The sequence below is a fragment of the Enterococcus sp. JNUCC 77 genome, from assembly GCF_054819945.1.
This window is the reverse complement of record NZ_JBTHIG010000001.1, coordinates 2,348,656-2,368,961: the sequence shown is the minus strand read 5'-3', so window position 1 is coordinate 2,368,961 and position 20,306 is coordinate 2,348,656. Positions and strand designations below refer to the sequence as shown.

Annotated in this window: 16 protein-coding genes; 15 read left to right on the top strand and 1 reads right to left on the bottom strand. The window is 36.7% G+C overall.

What is annotated here, in order from left to right; genetic code table 11:
• Positions 1-273 precede the first annotated feature (273 nt).
• Entirely contained in the window at positions 274-462 is a 189-nt protein-coding gene (rpmB, locus tag ACVWNY_RS11415; RefSeq protein WP_071861708.1) for a 50S ribosomal protein L28, read from the bottom strand.
• A gap of 249 nt (positions 463-711) precedes the next feature.
• Here rpmB and ACVWNY_RS11410 point away from each other — a divergent pair, with 249 nt between their 5' ends.
• The 15 genes from ACVWNY_RS11410 to ACVWNY_RS11340 all read left to right on the top strand — a co-directional run bounded on the left by ACVWNY_RS11410 (position 712) and on the right by ACVWNY_RS11340 (position 20,265).
• Positions 712-1,074, top strand: a complete 363-nt coding sequence (locus ACVWNY_RS11410) for an Asp23/Gls24 family envelope stress response protein (protein WP_218326498.1) — start codon at positions 712-714, stop codon at positions 1,072-1,074.
• A gap of 27 nt (positions 1,075-1,101) precedes the next feature.
• A complete protein-coding gene (locus tag ACVWNY_RS11405) occupies positions 1,102-2,784 on the top strand; it encodes a DAK2 domain-containing protein (protein ID WP_218326497.1) in 1,683 nt (560 codons plus the stop codon).
• A gap of 376 nt (positions 2,785-3,160) precedes the next feature.
• Positions 3,161-5,548, top strand: a complete 2,388-nt coding sequence (locus ACVWNY_RS11400) for a leucine-rich repeat domain-containing protein (protein ID WP_218326496.1) — start codon at positions 3,161-3,163, stop codon at positions 5,546-5,548.
• Between the two features lie 293 nt (positions 5,549-5,841).
• The gene (gene licT / locus ACVWNY_RS11395; RefSeq protein ID WP_438719401.1) at positions 5,842-6,675 is read left to right on the top strand and encodes a BglG family transcription antiterminator LicT; all 834 of its coding nucleotides are present in this window, start codon (positions 5,842-5,844) and stop codon (positions 6,673-6,675) included.
• 125 nt (positions 6,676-6,800) lie between these two features.
• A complete protein-coding gene (locus ACVWNY_RS11390) occupies positions 6,801-8,654 on the top strand; it encodes a beta-glucoside-specific PTS transporter subunit IIABC (protein ID WP_454071402.1) in 1,854 nt (617 codons plus the stop codon).
• A gap of 14 nt (positions 8,655-8,668) precedes the next feature.
• Positions 8,669-10,075 carry a glycoside hydrolase family 1 protein gene (locus ACVWNY_RS11385; protein ID WP_454071401.1) on the top strand — a complete coding sequence of 469 codons (1,407 nt, stop codon included), beginning with the start codon at positions 8,669-8,671 and terminating at the stop codon, positions 10,073-10,075.
• A gap of 175 nt (positions 10,076-10,250) precedes the next feature.
• On the top strand, positions 10,251-12,278 hold the full coding sequence (recG, locus tag ACVWNY_RS11380; protein ID WP_454071400.1) for an ATP-dependent DNA helicase RecG: 2,028 nt from the start codon (positions 10,251-10,253) through the stop codon (positions 12,276-12,278).
• A gap of 42 nt (positions 12,279-12,320) precedes the next feature.
• Positions 12,321-13,322: a phosphate acyltransferase PlsX gene (gene plsX / locus ACVWNY_RS11375; protein WP_454071399.1), complete on the top strand. Its 1,002-nt coding sequence runs from the start codon at positions 12,321-12,323 to the stop codon at positions 13,320-13,322.
• Between the two features lie 116 nt (positions 13,323-13,438).
• Complete coding sequence (acpP, locus tag ACVWNY_RS11370; protein WP_281419031.1) at positions 13,439-13,684, top strand: acyl carrier protein; 246 nt, start codon at positions 13,439-13,441, stop codon at positions 13,682-13,684.
• Between the two features lie 164 nt (positions 13,685-13,848).
• Positions 13,849-14,298: a hypothetical protein gene (locus ACVWNY_RS11365; protein WP_454071398.1), complete on the top strand. Its 450-nt coding sequence runs from the start codon at positions 13,849-13,851 to the stop codon at positions 14,296-14,298.
• 11 nt (positions 14,299-14,309) lie between these two features.
• Positions 14,310-14,780 (top strand): hypothetical protein, encoded by a 471-nt coding sequence (locus ACVWNY_RS11360; RefSeq protein ID WP_454071397.1) that lies wholly within the window; start codon positions 14,310-14,312, stop codon positions 14,778-14,780.
• A gap of 11 nt (positions 14,781-14,791) precedes the next feature.
• Positions 14,792-15,001, top strand: coding sequence for a helix-turn-helix domain-containing protein (locus ACVWNY_RS11355; RefSeq protein WP_454071396.1), 210 nt, complete (start codon positions 14,792-14,794; stop codon positions 14,999-15,001).
• Between the two features lie 166 nt (positions 15,002-15,167).
• Positions 15,168-15,860, top strand: a complete 693-nt coding sequence (rnc, locus tag ACVWNY_RS11350; protein ID WP_454071395.1) for a ribonuclease III — start codon at positions 15,168-15,170, stop codon at positions 15,858-15,860.
• 11 nt (positions 15,861-15,871) lie between these two features.
• Positions 15,872-19,462, top strand: coding sequence for a chromosome segregation protein SMC (gene smc, locus ACVWNY_RS11345; protein ID WP_454071394.1), 3,591 nt, complete (start codon positions 15,872-15,874; stop codon positions 19,460-19,462).
• On the top strand, positions 19,459-20,265 hold the full coding sequence (locus ACVWNY_RS11340) for a Cof-type HAD-IIB family hydrolase (RefSeq protein ID WP_218326482.1): 807 nt from the start codon (positions 19,459-19,461) through the stop codon (positions 20,263-20,265). Before smc ends, ACVWNY_RS11340 begins: the two co-directional genes overlap by 4 nt.
• Positions 20,266-20,306 lie beyond the last annotated feature (41 nt).

Genomic DNA, 20,306 nt, shown 5'->3' with positions numbered 1-20,306 from the left:
TTTTTTAATTTTGTTAAACTGTTATCTAAATTTTCTTTGCGCTAATTTTTTGAGCCTAATCTTAAGAAAGGATCATTGGTATAGGAGTTGCTAATCCGTAGATCACCCAGCTTTTTTATGATGAGTGAGCAATTCGGGGTCTACTTCTATTGTTAAGATATCAAAAGGATCATTCAAACTTTTTGTCACCTAAAAAAAATATACCTTTTTCAATAGAAGAAAAAAACCACTGATCATAGCGATCAGTGGTTTTTGAAATATGTTTGGTTGAATTTAAACGCGCTCAACTTTTCCAGATTTCAAAGCACGAGTTGATACCCAAACTTTTTTAGGTTTGCCGTCGATTAACACACGAACTTTTTGCAAGTTAGGTTTAACTGTGCGTTTTGTAGCGTTCAATGCGTGTGAACGGTTATTGCCGCTGCTTGTTTTACGACCAGTGAAATAGCATACTTTTGCCATGTTTTGTTTCCTCCTTCGCCTTGATTGTTGGAGCGCTTCTTTGGCTCATACTAAAATAATTTATCACAAAGGAGTTAAAAAAGCAACTGCATTTTCTCAGAAAGATTGACAATTCAGTCATAAGCAGTTAAATTATAGAATGTTGGGCTCGACTGACCAAAGAATCTTTCTTTGAAAAGTTAGTGGGCTATGATAAAATGTTATAGTAGAAAAAATGGGTCAGAAGGCTCGTTTAAGGAGGCTAATACTATGGCTGTCAAAATCAATACACAAGCAGGCACAATTGAAATCTCAAATGATGTGATTGCTACAGTCGTCGGTGGTGCGGTAACAGATGTATTCGGCATTGTCGGTATGGCTAGCAAAAGCCAGATTAAAGATAATATCACTGAAATTTTAAGAAAAGAAAATTATTCTCGCGGTGTCGTGATTCGTCAAGAAGAAAACGGGATTGCTGTGGATGTTTACACGATTGTTAGTTATGGGACAAAAATTTCTGAAGTGTCGCGTAACGTACAAGAAAAAGTGAAATACAACTTGGAAACCTTGTTAGGTGTTAAAGCCAATTCGGTAAATGTTTTTGTCCAAGGTGTGCGTGTCCTGCCTGATTAGGGTAGATTTTAAGGAGGATAATCTTAAGTGAAGATCACAGAGATCAGCGCAAGTCAATTCCAAGAAATGGTGGAAGCTGGCGCTAAACGTCTGCAAGCAAATGCAGAATTTGTTAACTCATTAAATGTATTTCCAGTACCAGATGGCGATACCGGAACAAATATGAATTTATCAATGACCAGTGGTGCAACTGCTGTAGTCAATGCACCAAATGAAAAAGTTGGCGAATTGGCCAATATTTTAGCTAAAGGGTTGTTGATGGGCGCGCGGGGAAACTCTGGCGTTATCTTGTCACAACTATTCCGTGGCTTTTCAAAAGAAATTCCTGATGAAACAACTTTATCTGCACAGCGCTTAGCTGATGCATTGGTTCACGGCGTAGAAACAGCTTATAAAGCGGTGATGAAACCAGTTGAAGGAACGATTTTAACGGTTGCTCGTGAAGCAGCCAAAGCTGGTGAAAGAAAAGCTCGCCAAACGGATGATGTAATTGAAGTAATGACTGCGATTGTGAAATACGGTCGTCGTGCATTAGATAAAACACCAGAAATGTTGCCAGTCTTAAAAGAAGTTGGCGTAGTTGATAGTGGTGGACAAGGTCTATTATTTATTTATGAAGGCTTCTTAAGTGCTTTAAATGGTGAATTTGTTGCAGATGAAAGCTATGAGCCAAGTCCAGCTGAAATGGATGAAATGGTTAATGCTGAACATCATCGCAGTGTACAAGGTCAAATGGCAACAGCAGATATTCATTTTGGTTATTGTACTGAGATCATGGTTCAATTAGGTGAAGGTCCAACGGTTGATAGCCAATTTGATTATGAAACTTTCCGTAACTATTTAAATGAGCTAGGTGATTCTTTATTAGTGGTCAATGATGAGGAAATCGTCAAAGTCCATGTCCATACAGAACATCCCGGCGAAGTAATGAACTATGGTCAAAAATTTGGTTCATTAGTTAAAATTAAAGTCGATAATATGCGTTTACAACACGAAACAATCTTAGAACATGATGAACAAGTCGCTGAGTTTGAAGGCGTGAATGCTGAGCGTAAACCTTATGCGGTGATAGCCATTGCAGCAGGTAGCGGCGTGCAAGAATTGTTCAAATCATTAGGTGCTTCGTATATTATTTCTGGTGGACAAACCATGAACCCAAGTACTGAAGATATTTTGAAGGCAGTTAGAGAAGTCAATGCTGACCAAGTTATTATTTTACCGAATAATAAAAATATCTTTATGGCGGCCGACCAAGCTGCTGAAGTGGCAGATGTCCCAGTGGTAGTAGTACCAAGTAAAACTGTTTCTCAAGGGATGACAGCGATGTTAGCCTTCAACGAAACACAAAACTTAGACAACAATAAACAAGCCATGACAGACATGCTAGATTCTGTTGTTAGCGGACAAGTCACTAATGCTATTCGGGACACTGCCATTGACGGCGTGGAAATTCACGAAGGTGATTATCTAGGTATGATCGATGGTAAAATTGTTTTATCAGAAAAAGATTTATACCAAGCCTCACTGGATACTTTAAAACAAATGATCAATGACGATATCGAAATCGTAACAATCATTTTTGGCGAAGAAGGCAATCAAGCCGAAGCTGAAAAAATCAGCAAGGTCTTAACAGAAACCTATCCTGATTTAGAAGTGGAAATCCACGAAGGTAATCAACCAGTTTACCCTTATTTATTGTCAGCTGAATAATAAAGATAAATAAAAACCATCTCTTTTTGAAGGAGATGGTTTTTTTGTCGTTGTTTATAGAAAAATTCCCAAAAAAGGTTAAATTTTTGGAAATAATTAGTTATTTTTTGATTTGTGGTTTTGTAAAAGAAAAATTATTTTAACTGAAAATAGACTTATCAAAAGAAAAGAATTTCTGTGAAACACAACTATTAATATTAATAGTAATAGCCGTGTTTCGCTAAAAATATTCATTTTATTTATTTGTAAGTAATATTTTTTGTTTAACGTTCGATTGTAAAAACTTCTCAAATTTTAATAAATGTACTATAATTTATTTTGAAAATTGGGTTATTTTATAACTTAATTTGAAATAATGTTTTTTTGGGAGGATTATATGAAAAGAAAAATGATGTTTTTTGCTGTTGCTTTACTATTAGCACCACAAGCAATGATGCCAATCACCAGTCTTGCTGTTACTGATGACGAGAGTAGCTCGGTTGTTGCAGCTGATGCGACACAAGATAGTTGGATGCCAGATAAAAATTTGCAAAAGATTGTTGGAGATCAGTTAAGCAATCCAGATTTTACGCAAGCAGATATGGCTAATTTGACTAATTTATCAATTAGTAATGCTGAAATTACAGATTTGACAGGTATTTCTTATGCTACAAATTTAACAAGTTTAGATATAAACAATACGGATTTGTCTAATACTAAGAATCTAGCGGAAATTGGCACACTAAGTAAATTGCAAACATTGACTGCTACAAATGACAATTTATCAGATGTCTCACTTTTGCAAAATAGTCAATTGACAAGTTTGGAGCAAGTGAATATCTCAAATAATTCATTTACTAACATGGATAGTTTTGAAGGCTTAGAACTACCGGCTTTAAAAGAAATTAATCTCTCTAACAATCAAATTGAAAATGTAAATGGAATTACAAAAATAAAAGTACCAGTCATTGAAAAGATTGACATTTCTAATAATAAAATCTCAGATGCTTCACCACTGCTTTCTACCGATGCGATTAATTCAGTCAAAGAAATGAATGTATCCAACAATTTATTTACTTCTTTAAGTAGTGTAACGGGTATTAATTTGCCTAATTTAGAAAAAATTGATATTTCTCACAACCAATTAAATGATGTTTCAATCTTGCAAAGTGCCCATGTCCCTGCATTAAACTATATCGATGCCTCTTACAATCAAATTAGTGACATTTCACCAATTGCAAATTCATCTATCACTAGTTTGACAACTTTGATTGCCAGTCATAATCAAATCAAGGATGTTGATGCATTTGCAAACTCTTCTTTTACTAAATTAGAAAGCTTAGATGTCGCGTATAACCAAATTGGTGACATCTCTGTCATGGAAAATTTAGTAGCAAAATATCCTAGTCTGCATACTTATATCGTTGATCATAACAATATTAATAATATTCAATTTATGGAAGGCTATGATCTAAGTTCTAGTACTTCAGCAAGAGATCAAGACTATGAAGAAAATGTAACCTTGGTTAAACCAACAAGTGCAAGTGGAGAAGTAGCTAGTCCAATCTTGTCAACGGATTTCCGTTATGATGATAGTTCTGGTTATTACCATGGCTATTCAGACCCAGAAGGAACAACACTTTCAATTAGTTCGATCACTGGAATCACTGGTGTAAAAAAATATGATGACTCAACAGTTACAGCTGCAGAATTAGATGGTGGATCCGTTCAAAGTGTTAAAAGTTTTATGGTTGATCCAGCAAACTTACCAAGTGAAATTACCTTTAACTGGAATGGCGCACAAGGCCAATTTAGTGGAACAGGAAAAATAAATATTACTTGGGTGGATGCACAAGCGCCAACTATTGAAGCAAGTGATCAAACCGTTAAAATGGGTACTGATTTTGATCCAAAAGCTAATGTTACAGCGTATGATCAACAAGCAGATGGTTCTGAAAAAGTTGATTTGACTAGTGGCATCAGTGTGATTAATAATACTGTAGATACTTCTCAAGCAGGCAATTACTCAGTGGAATACAGTGTAACTAATTCTTATGGTGTAACGACAACAAAAACAATTCAAGTCACTGTTGCAAAAACTTATACGGTTACTTTTGCTGCCGGTAAAGGTGGTTCATTGACAGGAAATACAAGTGTTGAAGTTCCTGAAGGGACAAAATTAACCGATCTACCACAAACAGTTGCTGACGAAAGCGATGTGGAAGATATTTTCTTCTTAGGTTGGTATCAAGGAGAAAAAGCGGTGAACCCTGCTGATGTAACGATTGATCAAGATACTACCTTTACAGCAAAATTCGGAACCGCTGTTTATCGTTTGTATAATAAAAACAACGGGGATCACTTGTTGACTAAGAATAAAAATGAAAAAAATGATATTGAAGCACAAGGTTGGGTAGTAGAAACAAACCCTGCAAATGAATATGGCAGAGCGGCGTTCTATGTACCAGTTAAAGCAGATAGCGCTAGCAAAAATAAAGTTTATCGGATTTATAACCCAAATACTGGTGAGCATTTTTATTCTACTAATAAAAAAGAATGTGACGCAGCAGTCAAGGCAGGTTGGAGACAAGAAACAGATCCTAACTATACCTGGGTTTCTGAAGGCGATGTAAAAGTCTATCGTGAATTTAATCCTGATGTACACACTGCTGGTAGCCATAATTTCACTACGAATTTAGCTGAGCATGAAAATGTGGTTAAAGCAGGCTGGTTAGATGAATCAAAAGATACATCTCTATGGACTGTTTTAAAAGCTGGATTTTAGAATAAAATAAGAAAACAGTCAGGTAAATTATTTTTTACCTGGCTGCTTTTTTACTAACTAAAAAGATTTGATTAAAATAAAATGAAATTTTGGATTGACACCGGTTTCAGTCGATGCTATACTTTGGCAAGTGGTCAGATGTTATTACTTCGGGTAAGCATGACTGACTGGATTATTTAAATGATGGATGTTATCACTTGATGTGAGCATGACCTGTTTACCACACGAATTGTACGTGTTTGTAAATAGGCTTTTTTATTTCCATCGATTGCCATCGTTAGTGGGGAAACTTTATGATCATAAAACGAGTACTAAATAATAATACGGTTATCTCAAGCAACAGCAAAGGCTTAGATGTCTTACTGATGGGTCGTGGGATAGCTTTTGGAAAAAAGAAAGGCCAACCAGTTGCAATTGAACAGGTTGAAAAAACTTTTATCCTTCATGACAGAGATACACAAAATAAATTTACTGAACTGATGATTAATGTGCCAATGGAGCAAATTATGGTGGCTGAAAAAATTATTAATTTTGGTAAAATTAAACTAGGCAAAGGTTTAAACGAAATTCTTTATGTCAATCTGACGGATCATATCCATTCGGTGATTGAAAGATACAAAGAAGGAATTATCTTAAAAAATCCTTTACGTTGGGATATTGCAAGATTTTATCCTGATGAGTATGCAGTAGGAGAAAAAGCCTTAGAAATCATGCGCAGTGAATTAAAGCTTGAGCTGGAAATCGATGAAGCGGCTTTCATTGCGACACACTTTGTGAATGCTGAGACTGATCAGACCAATGATTTGGCTTATGAAATTGCAGAAATTACTAAAAAAATTGAAACAATCGTCAAAGATTTTTATCATACAGAATTTGATGAAGCTTCTCTAGACTATTATCGATTTATTACCCATGTGAAATTTTTTGCCCAACGGCTATTAACAGGTGATCATTATGATGATGAAGACAGTGAGCTACTAGAAACGCTGAAGAAAAAATATCAGAATGAGTATCAAGCCGCTTTAAAGATTAAGGAGTTTGTCATGGAGACTTTTGATTATGAACTGAGCTCTACTGAGATTCTCTATTTAACGACACATATTAGACGAATAACAAAGAACTTATAATAGGATTGTTATCCCAAAAGGAGCATGACCTAGAACACCACTATTTTTAGGGGGTTTTAGGTCATTTTTTATTTCTAGAAAAATATGAATTAAGAAAATAACAAATGATAATTGGAGGAACAAAAATGAATTACGCAGATTCAGCGAAAAAAATATTAAAAGAGATTGGCGATCAAGCTAATGTACAATCAGCTACTCATTGTATGACCCGTTTACGTTTTATTTTGAAAGATGAAAGTATTGTAGATGATCAAGCCGTAAAACAGATTCCCGGTGTGATGGGTGTTATGAAAAAAGCAGGTCAATATCAAATTGTGATGGGAAATGATGTGGCAGATTACTATCGTGCTTTGAATAAATTAGGAGATTTTGGTTCAGCTACAGATGTCGAAGGAGGACCTAAGAAAAACTTATTTGATACTTTTGTAGATGTGATTTCAGGCTGTATGTCTCCTTTGATTCCAGCTTTGATCGGCGGTGGTATGATCAAAGTAATCTTAATTTTATTACCATTGTTAGGTTGGATGAGTGATAGTTCTCAAAGCTTCCAAGTGTTGACTTTCTTTGGTGATGCACCATTTTATTTTATGCCAGTGATGTTAGCATACACGGCTGCCCAAAAATTTGGTGTGACCCCGATGCTAGCAGTTACGATTGGTGGCATTATGCTACATCCTAATTTTGTTAGTATGGTTACAGCCGGCGATCCGGTGAGTATTTTTGGCTTACCGATTACTTTAGCTACTTATAGCTCATCAGTGATTCCTATCCTATTAATGGTTTGGATAATGAAATATATTGAACAATTTTTTGATCGAATCATTCCGACTGTATTGAAGAGTTTCTTGAAGCCTTTATTAATTATTTTGATTTCAGGTGTTTTAGCACTTGTAGTAGTTGGACCTTTAGGAACTTACGCCGGACAAGGTTTGTCAGCATTGGTTTTATGGATTCAAAGTAAGGCTGGTTTCTTAGCTTTAGGATTGATGGGAGCATTGATGCCGCTAATTGTTATGACTGGGATGCATTGGGCATTTTCACCAATTTTCTTAATAGCATCAATTCAAAATCCAGATGTTTTAATTTTACCAGCCATGTTAGCTGCTAACTTGGCTCAAGGAGCAGCGTCATTAGCGGTTTCCTTCAAAGCAAAAGATAAAAATTTAAAAACTTTAGCAATGGCTGCTGGGATTTCAGCGCTATTGGCAGGGGTAACAGAACCAGCTTTATACGGAATTACGTTGAAATATAAAAAACCTTTATATGCAGCGATGATTGCTGGTGGAATTTGTGGTGTTTATATGGGCTTCACTGGCTTATCGGCTTATGCCTTTGCCGTACCATCATTAGTCGCGTTACCTCAATTTGTTGGGCCGAATGGAAATGCGAATATTATTAATGCGATTATTGTCGCAATTGCTTCAATGGTGATTACATTTATTTTAACACTGGTCTTTGGTTTTGATGAGGAACCGATTGTTGCTGATCAAGAAGCGTTAGAAGTGGTTGAAGCAGGTAGTCATGACCCGAAAAAAGTTTTTGCGCCCGTAAAAGGACAAGTCATCCCTTTAGAGAAAGTCAATGATTCAGCTTTTTCTAGCAAAATGATGGGAGAAGGAATTGCGATTATCCCAGAAGAAAATACGATCGTTGCCCCTTTTAACGGTAAAGTTTCTGCCCTTTTTCCAACGAAGCACGCTATTGGATTAACTAGTGACAGTGGTATGGAATTATTGATTCACGTGGGGATTGATACTGTTGAATTAGGCGGTAAGTATTTTGAAAGCTTTGTAGAAGCTGGTGACCATGTGAAGAAGGGGCAGCCATTATTAAATGTTGATTTTGCTGCTGTAAAAGCTGCTGGATATGATATTGTAACACCGATTGTTGTTACGAACTATGATCAATATATCGATGTGGTAGCTAAAGATGAAATGAATGAAACAACAGCTGATGATGCAGTATTATACGTTGTATAGAAAGGAAACGATCAATGAGTAAATTTCCAGAGAATTTTTTATGGGGTGGCGCGATTGCTGCCAATCAAGCAGAAGGTGCTTATAACGAAGATGGTAAAGGCTTGAGTGTGCAAGATGTTGCACCTCATGGTTGGAAAGACCGACCGACTGAGGTACCGACGGAGGACAATTTAAAACTTGTAGGAATTGATTTTTATCATCGCTACAAAGAAGATATCAAATTATTTGCTGAAATGGGTTTTAAGGTTTTCCGACTATCGATTGCTTGGTCAAGAATTTTTCCAAAAGGAGACGAAAAAGAGCCAAATGAAGCTGGCTTAGCTTTTTATGATAAGGTTTTTGATGAATGTGCAAAATATGGCATTGAACCATTAGTTACTTTGTCACATTATGAAATGCCGCTACACTTATCCAAGAGTTATGATGGCTGGCGCAACCGAAAAATGATTGATTTTTTTGAGCATTATGCACGTACCGTTTTAACCCGTTACAAAGACAAAGTAAAATATTGGTTGACATTTAATGAGATTAATTCAATTGGTCATGCGCCGCTATTAAGTGGAGGGATTTACACGCCATTGGCAGAATTGACTAAACAAGATATCTATCAAGCGATTCATCATGAGTTGGTTGCTAGTGCGAAAGCAGTGAAAGCTTGCCATGAAATTATTCCAAGTGGGCAAATTGGTTGTATGATCCTAGGAATGCCGGTCTATCCATTGACCCCCGCACCTAAAGATGTCTTGCAATCGTTAGCGACAGAAAGAGAAAACTATTATTTTTCCGATATTCAAGTTCGGGGGTACTACCCAACGTATACCAAGCGCTTCTTCAAAGAAAATGAAATTCAGTTAGAAATCACCAAAGATGATTTGGCTAGCTTAAAAGAAACCGTTGATTTTGTTTCCTTTAGTTATTATATGTCTACTTGTGAATCAGCAAATCCAGATAAAGAAACTGGTGAAGGCAATATTTTAGGTGGTGTTCCCAATCCTTACTTAAAAGCCAGTGAATGGGGTTGGCAAATCGATCCTGAAGGACTACGTTATTATCTAAATAATCTGTATGATCGCTATCAAAAACCAATTTTTATCGTAGAGAATGGTTTAGGAGCAATAGATGAATTAGTTGAAATGCCTGATGGGACAAAAACAGTGATTGATGACTATCGGATTCAATATATGAATGATCATTTAGTCCAAGTAGCGGAAGCAATCGAAGACGGAGTGGATATTATGGGATACACTTCATGGGGCTGTATCGATTTGGTCAGCTTCACGACTGCTGAATTGAAAAAAAGATATGGTTTAATCTATGTAGATCGTCATGATGACGGCAGTGGTAGTTTGGAACGCTATAAAAAGAAAAGTTTTGATTGGTACAAAGAAGTTATCACGACAAATGGTGCTTCGTTAAAATAAAATATAAACCGTGAGATGAAATGTTCAATTCTACCTCACGGTTTATTTTAGCATTCAAATAAAAGAGACAATTTAAAATGAATATCTCCATTAAAAATTGAAAAAAACTATATTAACTCGTACAATATACAGATAATAAGGAAACGACAATACATAGAACAAATGAGGTAAAAAGATGATAACCCAATCAGTCAGTGTTTTACCTGGCGTAGGCGAAAAGCGCCAACAAGTCTTGGCGAGTCTGGGAATTTTCACTATTGAAGATTTGCTGACTTACTATCCTTTTCGCTATGAAGATATTCAAGAACGTAATTTATTAGAAATTAACGATCAAGAAAAGGTGACTTTAAAAGGTGTGGTTGTATCAGCACCGGTCGTTAGTCGTTTTGGCTATAAAAAAAGCCGGATGCAATTTCGCATGATGCAAGAGCATGCTGTCTTTAATGTGTCTTTTTTTAATCAAAGCTATTTAAAAGATAAAGTCGAAGTTGGTGAAGATATCGCCGTTTATGGTAAATGGGATGCGAAACGAAAATCATTATCTGGTATGAAAATTTTAGCCAGTAAGCAAGAAGAAGATTTTGCCCCAATCTATCATGTGACGAAAGCGATTCGCCAAACGACTTTAATTGAATTAATCAAAGTGGCTTTTGAGAAATTTGGTAACCAAATCGAAGAAAATCTGCCGAATCATTTAATTGAGAAGTATCGCTTGATGCCAAGAAATGAAGCCGTTCGAGCGATGCATTTTCCTAAAGATCCAAAGGAAAATCAATTGGCGAAACGCCGGGTTGTTTTTGAAGAGTTTTTTATGTTCCAAATGAAAATGCAAGGTTTAAAACAAAAAGAACATAGTGAAAAAAATGGCATTAGCGTGTTGTATGATGTTGAACGGTTGAAAAATTTTACTCAAAGCCTGCCGTTTGAATTAACTGAGGCTCAAAAAAGAGTCACCAATGAAATTTGTCGTGATTTGCGCAGCCCAAGACATATGCAACGCTTGTTACAAGGAGATGTGGGGAGCGGGAAAACGGTGGTGGCAGCCATTGCTTTGTACGCTACCATGACCGCTGGTTTTCAAGGGGCTCTAATGGTACCAACAGAAATTTTGGCCCAGCAGCATTTAGAAAGTTTGAATCAATTATTTGATCCGTTGGAAGTATCGATCGCATTACTAACTGGTTCAACCAAAGCTAGAGATCGACGTGCGATTTTGACAGGCTTAGCTAATGGAGAAATTGATATTATTGTCGGCACCCATGCGTTAATTCAAAAAGATGTGGAATTTAGCAATCTTGGTCTAGTGATTACCGATGAACAGCATCGTTTTGGTGTGAATCAACGGAAAGTCTTGCGGGAAAAAGGCTGGCATCCAGATGTTCTATTCATGACAGCCACTCCGATTCCACGAACCTTAGCAATTACGGCTTATGGCGAGATGGATGTTTCTATCATTGACGAAATGCCTGCGGGAAGAATTCCAGTGAAAACTTCTTGGATTTCCCAAAAGCAATTTGATTCAACTTTAGATTGGGCCCAGGCTGAATTAAAAAAAGGCCACCAAATGTATGTTATCTGTCCTTTAATTGAAGAATCAGAAGCCTTAGATGTCAAAAACGCGACGGAAATTTATGAGCATTTAGCGGCTTATTATGCACCGGATTATAAAGTCAGCTTACTTCACGGCAAGATGAAAAATGCTGAAAAAGAAACAATTATGGAAGAATTTAAAGATGCTGGCAGTCAGATTTTAGTATCCACTACCGTAATCGAAGTTGGGGTCAATGTTCCTAATGCAACAGTCATGTTTATTATCGATGCTGATCGTTTTGGTCTGGCTCAGCTACATCAATTGAGAGGACGGGTTGGCCGTGGCTCCGATGCTTCTTATTGTATTTTGGTAGCCAATCCTAAAAATGAGATGGGTAAAGAACGAATGAAGATCATGACGGAAACCAATAACGGCTTTGTCTTGAGTGAAAAAGATTTAGAATTACGGGGACCAGGTGAAGTTTTTGGCTTCCGTCAATCAGGCTTGCCCCAATTTTTGATTGCTGATTTGGTGAATGATGCCAATATTTTAGAAGTGGCACGTGATGAAGCAATGGCGGTTTGGCAAATCAAGGATTGGCAAATTTTACCAGAGTTTTCTAGTCTAGCCAAAGTGGTTCAGCCAGATGCGGGTGAAACCTATTTCGATTAATGCTATACTGCTAAAGTAAACTTTTAAAGGAGCGATGTTTGAATGAAAATTGCAGTCGATGCAATGGGTGGCGATTTTGCCCCTAAAGCGATTGTTGAAGGCGTTATGTTAGCAAAACAAAAACATCCTGAAATTGAATTTCAATTATATGGAAAAGAAGACGCGATTCGAGAATTTATTACCGATGAAAAAAATATTACAATTATCCATACAGATGAAAAAATTAACTCTGACGACGAACCTGTTAAAGCTATTCGCCGGAAAAAGACCGCATCTATGGTCTTAGCGGCGCAAGCAGTCAAAGAAGGGAAAGCCGATGCGATTTTTTCTGCAGGAAATACTGGCGCCTTATTAGCGGCTGGCCTATTTATTGTTGGTCGTATCAAAAAAGTCGAGCGCCCTGGTTTGATGTCGACTTTACCAGTTTTAGGTGAAGGTCCTGGTTTTGATATGTTAGATTTAGGAGCTAACGCTGAAAATAAACCAGAACATTTACATCAGTATGCCATTTTAGGTTCTTTTTATGCCAAACACGTTCGTAAAATTACCAATCCACGAGTGGGTTTATTAAATAATGGAACGGAAGAAACCAAAGGCAGTGAATTAACGAAAGAAGCCTATAAATTATTAAATGCCGAAGAAAGTATCAACTTTATCGGTAATGTCGAAGCCCGTGATTTATTAGATGGTGTGGCTGATGTCGTGGTCACTGATGGCTTTACTGGCAATGCTGTCTTAAAAACCATTGAAGGTACAGCTTTAGGTTTAATGACTTTATTAAAAGGCAGTATCACTGACGCAGGTACCAAAGGAAAATTAGGTGCTTTAATGTTGAAAGATACTTTATATAGCTTAAAAGACAAATTGGACTACTCTAGTCATGGCGGGGCTGTTTTGTTTGGTTTAAAAGCACCAGTCATTAAAACTCACGGCTCTACTGGTCCTGAAGCAGTTGCAACTACAATTGATCAGATTGCAACCATGTTAGATACAAATGTGGTGGGTCAATTGGTTCAGTTCTTTGAAACAGAAGATCATCAGTAAAAACCGATGATTTCTAGTCAATTTGTCTGAAAAAGGTAGACAAACTAGATGAAACTCAGTAAAATAAACGTGACCTTCTAGGTGAACGCAAGATAAACAAGCGGAGGTGAATGTTCTTGACTCGTGAGGAAGCTTTTAATAAAGTAGCAGAAATTATTTCGAATCACTTTGAAATTGATAAAGAAAAAGTGACACCCGAATTGAGTATTAAAGATGACTTGAATGCAGATTCAATCAGTATCATGGAGTTCGTTTTAGAATTAGAAGACGAATTTGGCACAGAGATTTCTGATGAAGATGCAGAAAAAATCGAAACAGTAAGTGCAGCTGTAGATTATATCATGGCTAGCGAAAAAGCTTAGTGGAACAACCGCGTGAGGATTTTACCTCACGCTTTTTTATTGTTTAAAAATACATAATTAAATTAAAACGATAACTTTTTATCGAAAAACGATAAATTTTTATTGACTTTCATTATTTGGTGGTTTATGCTTAGTTCATCAAATAAATGAAAGAGGTTGTTCAAATGAAAAAGGAAAGTTTATTTAAGGGATTGAAATGGTTATTTACAGGGTTGATGGTTGTAACGGGATTTGCAGTCAGCAGTATTCTGATGGTGGCAGTTTTATTACATGGTTTGGATGTTAGCCAATTTACAGTTGAAGGGGCTGAAGTATTTAGTTCACCATTATTTACTGGTTTGATGGTTTTAAATTACAGTCTCTTCACAACTATTTTTTACTTGGCTCGTCGTCTATTTAAAAACTTCCAGTTAGGTGAAATTTTCGGATTAGAAAATCAAAAATTAGCTAAAATTTTGGCAGGATTATTAGCCGTCTTAACTTTTACAAACGGTGTACCGGATCTAGCTTTTCATAGTTATACATTGAATCTAAACTATTTAATTATCGGGATTGTTATTTGGATTGTTGCAGAAAAATTCATTGCTGTTGAACAAACAAGCAAATTTGCATAGGAGGGATCGTCATGAATCGTGAAAAAATGGTCTTTAAAGCTTTGAAATGGTTATTTACCTTTTTCGTCGTAGGGATTGGCATTTCAATCGTAGGTACTGCATTTATGTTTATTGCTTTGCGGTTTATCAATGTAGAAAGTTTAGGCTTGACTGCTACTGAGATGGGCTTTGTTGATTCGCCGATTTTTCTAGGATTATTGATAATCAATTTAGTCTTAATCGGCTTGTTATTTTATTATGTACGAACTTTCTTTAAAAATTTAGAATTGGATCAAATCTTTGTGATAAGTAATGTGAAAATGGCTAAGAAAATTAGTTTACTACTATTAATTTTAACCTTTACAAATGGGCTACCAGATCTATTTAAAGAAGCTTATACTTTAGAATTAACTTATTCACTGGCGGTAGCTATTATTTGGGCATTGAGTAAAATTTTAGAAAAAGCCAATATGATTGCCGAAGAAAATCAATTGACGATTTAGGAGGGTGCCGAATGATTCAAGTAAATTTAGACGTCATGCTAGCGAAACGTAAGATTTCTTCTGGTGAATTAGCTAAAAAAATCGGCATGACCAATGCCAACATATCGATTTTGAAAACAGGAAAAGCCAAAGCTATTCGCTTTTCAACGCTGAATGAAATTTGTAAAGTTTTAGCCTGTACACCAGGCGATATTTTAGAATATATAGAAGATGAAGTATAAGATCACCTAGTAAGATTTCGTTAAGAGATTTTACTAGGTGTTTTTAATTATTAAAAATTTAGCGCTTTTAGTAAAGATAAACAAACAATCTCGCTAAGTTCGTTTAAAAATAATTGAAAAAACAGTATAATGAAACATGAATCTGTAAAAAAAGGACTGTAAGCCAATGGATATCGGATTGATCAAAGAATTGAAAGAAAATTACCAAATCGTTTTTCATGATATAAATTTATTGGAACAAGCATTCACCCATTCTTCTTATGTCAATGAGCACCGCAATTTACAAATTTCTGATAACGAGCGTTTAGAATTTTTAGGCGATGCGGTATTAGAAATTCAAGTATCAGATTATTTATTTCGACAATATCCGAACTTGCCAGAAGGAAAATTAACCAGACTGCGTTCGGCAATTGTACGAGAAGACAGTTTATCGAAATTTGCCAAAGAGTGTCATTTTGATAAATATGTGTTATTAGGCAAAGGAGAAGAAAATTCTGGTGGCCGTAACCGCGCTTCTTTATTATGTGATTTGTTTGAATCATTTTTGGGATCATTGTATTTGGATCAAGGCTATGGGGCGGCATTAAAATTCATCGAAGCAGTCATTTTTCCTAAAGTTGCTGCCGGTGATTTTACTCGAGAATTAGATCATAAAACCAAATTGCAAGAAGTCTTACAAAAAAATGGCGATGTGTCGATTGAATATCGTTTAGTCGCTGAGGTTGGTCCTGCCCATGAACGAATTTTTAGTATTGAAGTCTACGCCAATGGCAAATTGATTGGCGCAGGTGAAGGAAAATCAAAAAAATTAGCTGAACAAGATGCTGCTGCTAAAGCCTTACAGGACTTGGAAGCTTAGGAGAGAAATACGTGCATTTAAAACGAATTGAAATCGCTGGATTTAAATCTTTTGCGGATCGGACAAAAATTGAATTTGAACCGGGCGTTACCGCGGTGATTGGGCCAAACGGCAGTGGGAAAAGTAATATTACTGAAGCCATTCGCTGGGTATTAGGTGAGCAATCTGCTAAGAGTCTGCGGGGCGGGAAGATGCCAGACATTATTTTTGCTGGATCAGAGACTCGTCAACAATTAAATATCGCTGAAGTGACGGTTATTTTAGACAATAGTGATCATTATTTGCCGTTAGATTTTAGTGAAGTCAGTGTCACTAGACGCTATCGTCGAACGGGAGAAAGTGATTTTTTCATTAATAAAAAAGCTTGTCGTTTGCGGGACATCCAAGAATTATTTATGGATTCTGGTTTAGGGAAAGAATCTTTTTCGATTATCTCACAAGGGAAGGTTGAAGCAATTTTTGCCAGCAAACCAGAAGATCGACGGGGAATTTTTGAAGAAGCAGCTGGTGTGTTGAAGTATAAGCAACGCAAGAAAAAAGCTGAGCAAAAATTATTTGAAACAGAAGACAATTTAAATCGAGTGGAAGACATCGTCTATGAGTTAGAAGAACAATTGACTCCTTTAGCAGCTCAAAGTGAGGCCGCTAAGGAGTTTTTAGTACTCAAAGAACAATTGAAAAATAAAGATGTTAGTTTGACGGTTGCCAGAATTCTGACTAGTAAAGAAACCTGGGAAGAAACAAAAACTGATTTTGAGGGTTTATCGGCTGAGATTGAACAAAAGAATACGCTGATTCAATCGACTGAAAAACAACTGGGAGAGCTACGGCAAAATCGTGGTGTGCTAGACCAGCAATTAGAACAAGGTCAGCAACAATTACTACACCTAACAGAGAGCTTAAAACAAACAGAAGGCCAAAAAGAACTATTGTTGGAACGCTCAAAAAATGCTAAAAAATCTAGCAGTGAATATCAAGCTAGCTTAGCCCAAACCAATAGTAAAATAGAAGAAACCGAAAACCACATTCAACAATTGGAAACGGAACAGACTGAAAAATTGGTCGAACGCAATCAATTAGTCGAAGCTATCAAGATGAAAACAGCTGAGAGTGCCAAATATCAAAAGTCTACCAAAGAACTGATTGAAGATTTGCGAGGCAACTATGTTGAATTGATGCAAGAACAAGCCAATGTCAGCAATGATCTAAAATACTTGGAGCGTCAATATCAACAGGAAACAGCTAAAAATCAACAAAGTGCGACTCGCTTTGAAAGCTTGAAACAAGAATTGGCTGAATTAAAAGAGCAACAAGCTAATGCGCTAGAAAAAAGCGGACAGCTGGAAGTTTTGCTGAAAACCCAACAAACAGACTATAAAGATTTATTGATGCGTAAAAATCAATTAGAGACAAACATTAAGCAAGAACAAAATACGATGTACGATTTGATGAGCCAAGTCCAACAAGCCAAAGCCCGTCAAAAAAGTATGCAAGAAATCAAAGAAAATTATAATGGTTTCTACCAAGGTGTTCGTAGTGTCCTGCAACATCGCAAGGATCTTTCTGGAATTGTTGGTGCAGTGGCAGAATTAATAGAAGTGCCAGACCAATATACTTTAGCGATTGAAACAGCTTTAGGGGCAGCCGCCCAACATATCGTGGTGGAAAATGAACACGACGCTCGCAATGGGATTACTTATTTAAAAGAACATCGTTTAGGTCGCGCGACTTTTTTACCATTGACGACGATTAAAGCCCGTAGTTTAGCCGTTAATCACAAAAGTAAAGGGGAAAATCTACCAGGATTTATTGGCACAGCCAGTAGTTTGGTAAAATTTGATGATCGGGTCAGTAATATTGTTGAAAACTTATTAGGTGGCATTGTGATTGCAGAGGATTTAACGAGTGCCAACCAAATTGCCCGTGCACTAAATTTTCAAGTCCGTGTGGTTTCTTTAACTGGTGATGTGATGAATGCTGGTGGTTCGATGACTGGTGGCGCAAATAAACAAGGCCGCAATAACCATTTATTTAGCCAAGGTCACGAATTAGAAAAACTTACGCAGCAAGCTGAAATGATTCAGCAAAAATTACAGGTCAAAGAAAAGAATGTCGCGGACTTGCAACAACAATTAGCTGATTTAAATCAAGCATTGGAAAACTTGCGAAATCAAGGAGAAGAAACCCGACTAGCTTTTCAAGAAGCACAAAATCTAGCGGAAAGCTTAACTAATGATTTCACTCGCTTAGAAAAAGAACAAAGCTTATTTGCTTATGAAGCCAAAGAGCTGGAAACTTTCCTGGCTGATTATGAAAAACAAAAAAAGGAACTAACAGCTAAACAAATTGATCTGAAAGCACAACAAACCAGTGTTGATCAAGAAATCAAACAGCTGAATGAAGAAAGTGATTTGCTGGAAGAAAAACGCCAAACTTTAGCGAGTGAGCTTAGTCAATTACAAGCCAATCAAGCGGTTTTAGCAGAACAAAGCAATCATTTAATGAGCCAAAAGAATCAATTAAATCAAAGCTTGATGGAATTGCAAACCGAGCAACAACGTTTAGAAAATCAAATCGCGGCTTTATCTGACGCTTCTTTAAATCATGAAGAAACCGATGAAAGCTTAGCCCAACGCTTGGCTGAATTTACGGAAAAGAAAAGCGCTTTGGAAACTGACTTGGCTGATTGGAAAACCAAACGACAAGCCATTCAACTGCAAGTGGATCAGTTGGATGAAGCCTTGACTACCAATAATCGCCTGCAAAAACAATTGCTAGCACAACAATCGCAAGTCGATGTGCAAAAGAACCGTTTGGAGTTGCAGTTAGATAATGAGTTGGCCTATTTGCAGGAAGAATATAATTTAACCTTCGAAGCAGCTGAAAATCAAGCTGATCAAATTGAGAATTTGGCTGAAGCTCAACAAACAGTGACACAATTGAAACGCAAGATTGAACAGTTAGGACCAGTCAATTTAAATGCGATTGAACAATACGAACAAGTTTCAGAACGCTATGACTTTTTGACGACGCAAAGAGATGATTTGCTATCGGCTAAAGAGCAGTTGTTTGAAACAATGGATGAGATGGACGATGAAGTGAAAAAACGCTTCTATCAAACATTCAAAGGTATTCGAGATAAATTCCAAGTAGTTTTCCCGAATATGTTTGGTGGTGGGAAAGCCGAATTAATTTTGACTGACCCCGATGATTTATTAAATACCGGTATCGAGATTGAAGCCCAACCGCCAGGAAAAAAATTGCAAAACTTATCTTTATTATCTGGTGGTGAACGTGCTTTAACAGCGATTGCTTTACTATTTTCGATTATCCAAGTGCGACCTGTACCTTTCTGTGTCTTAGATGAAGTCGAAGCGGCACTAGATGAAGCCAATGTTGCGCGATTTGGTCGTTATTTGCGAAACTTCCAGAATGATACTCAATTTATCGTTGTGACTCATCGTAAAGGTACGATGGAGGCGGCCGATGTTTTATATGGCGTGACGATGCAAGAGTCGGGTGTCTCTAAAATAATTTCTGTACGACTAGAAGAAGCCAATGAAGGTGGAAATTTTACCCCAAAGAAAGAGGAAGCTAAATGATTAAATTGATTGCGATTGACTTAGATGGGACATTGTTAACCAACGAAAAAACCATTTCGGAAAGAAATAAAATAGCACTGCTGAAGGCCAAGGAAAAAGGAGTTAAAGTCGTTTTATGTACTGGACGACCACTAGTTTCTGTCCAAAATTATTTGCAGGAATTAAACTTATTGGATGCCGAAGATTATTCAATTACTTATAATGGTGGCTTGGTGCAAGCGAATACTGGAGAAGTTTTGGGAAAAACCGCTTTTAGCTTAGCTGAAGTGAAAGATGTGATTGAATTATTGAAGAGTCTAGATTTACCGACGGATATTTTATCAGGCTCTTCTTCATTACAGATTGAAACTTCTAAAGATCATCCTTCAATTTATCCATCAATTAACCAATTTGTAACTTACTTTGATAAAAAGGAAGCTGACTTAACTGAAGAAATTTTATACAATAAGGTTCTTTCAGCAACGGAAGAAGATATCTTAAACAATAAAATTGCTAAAATTCCAGCCGCATATTATGATCGATATGAAATCTTTAAATCACGCCCAATTTTACTAGAATTTATGCCTAAAGGTGTGACTAAAGCTTTTGGTTTAAGTGTTTTAGGTAAAGAATTAGCGATTGAGGCCAGTGAAATGATGACCTTAGGTGATGAAGCCAATGATCTTTCGATGATTGAATACGCAGGACTTGGTGTAGCGATGGGAAATGCCACTGAAGAAGTCAAGAGTTTAGCGAATTATATTACTGGGACAAATCAAGCTGATGGTGTCGCCCAAGCAGTCGAAAAATTCGTCTTAAATTAAGGAGAGAATCAAGATGGGCTTATTTGATCGAATAAAAAATG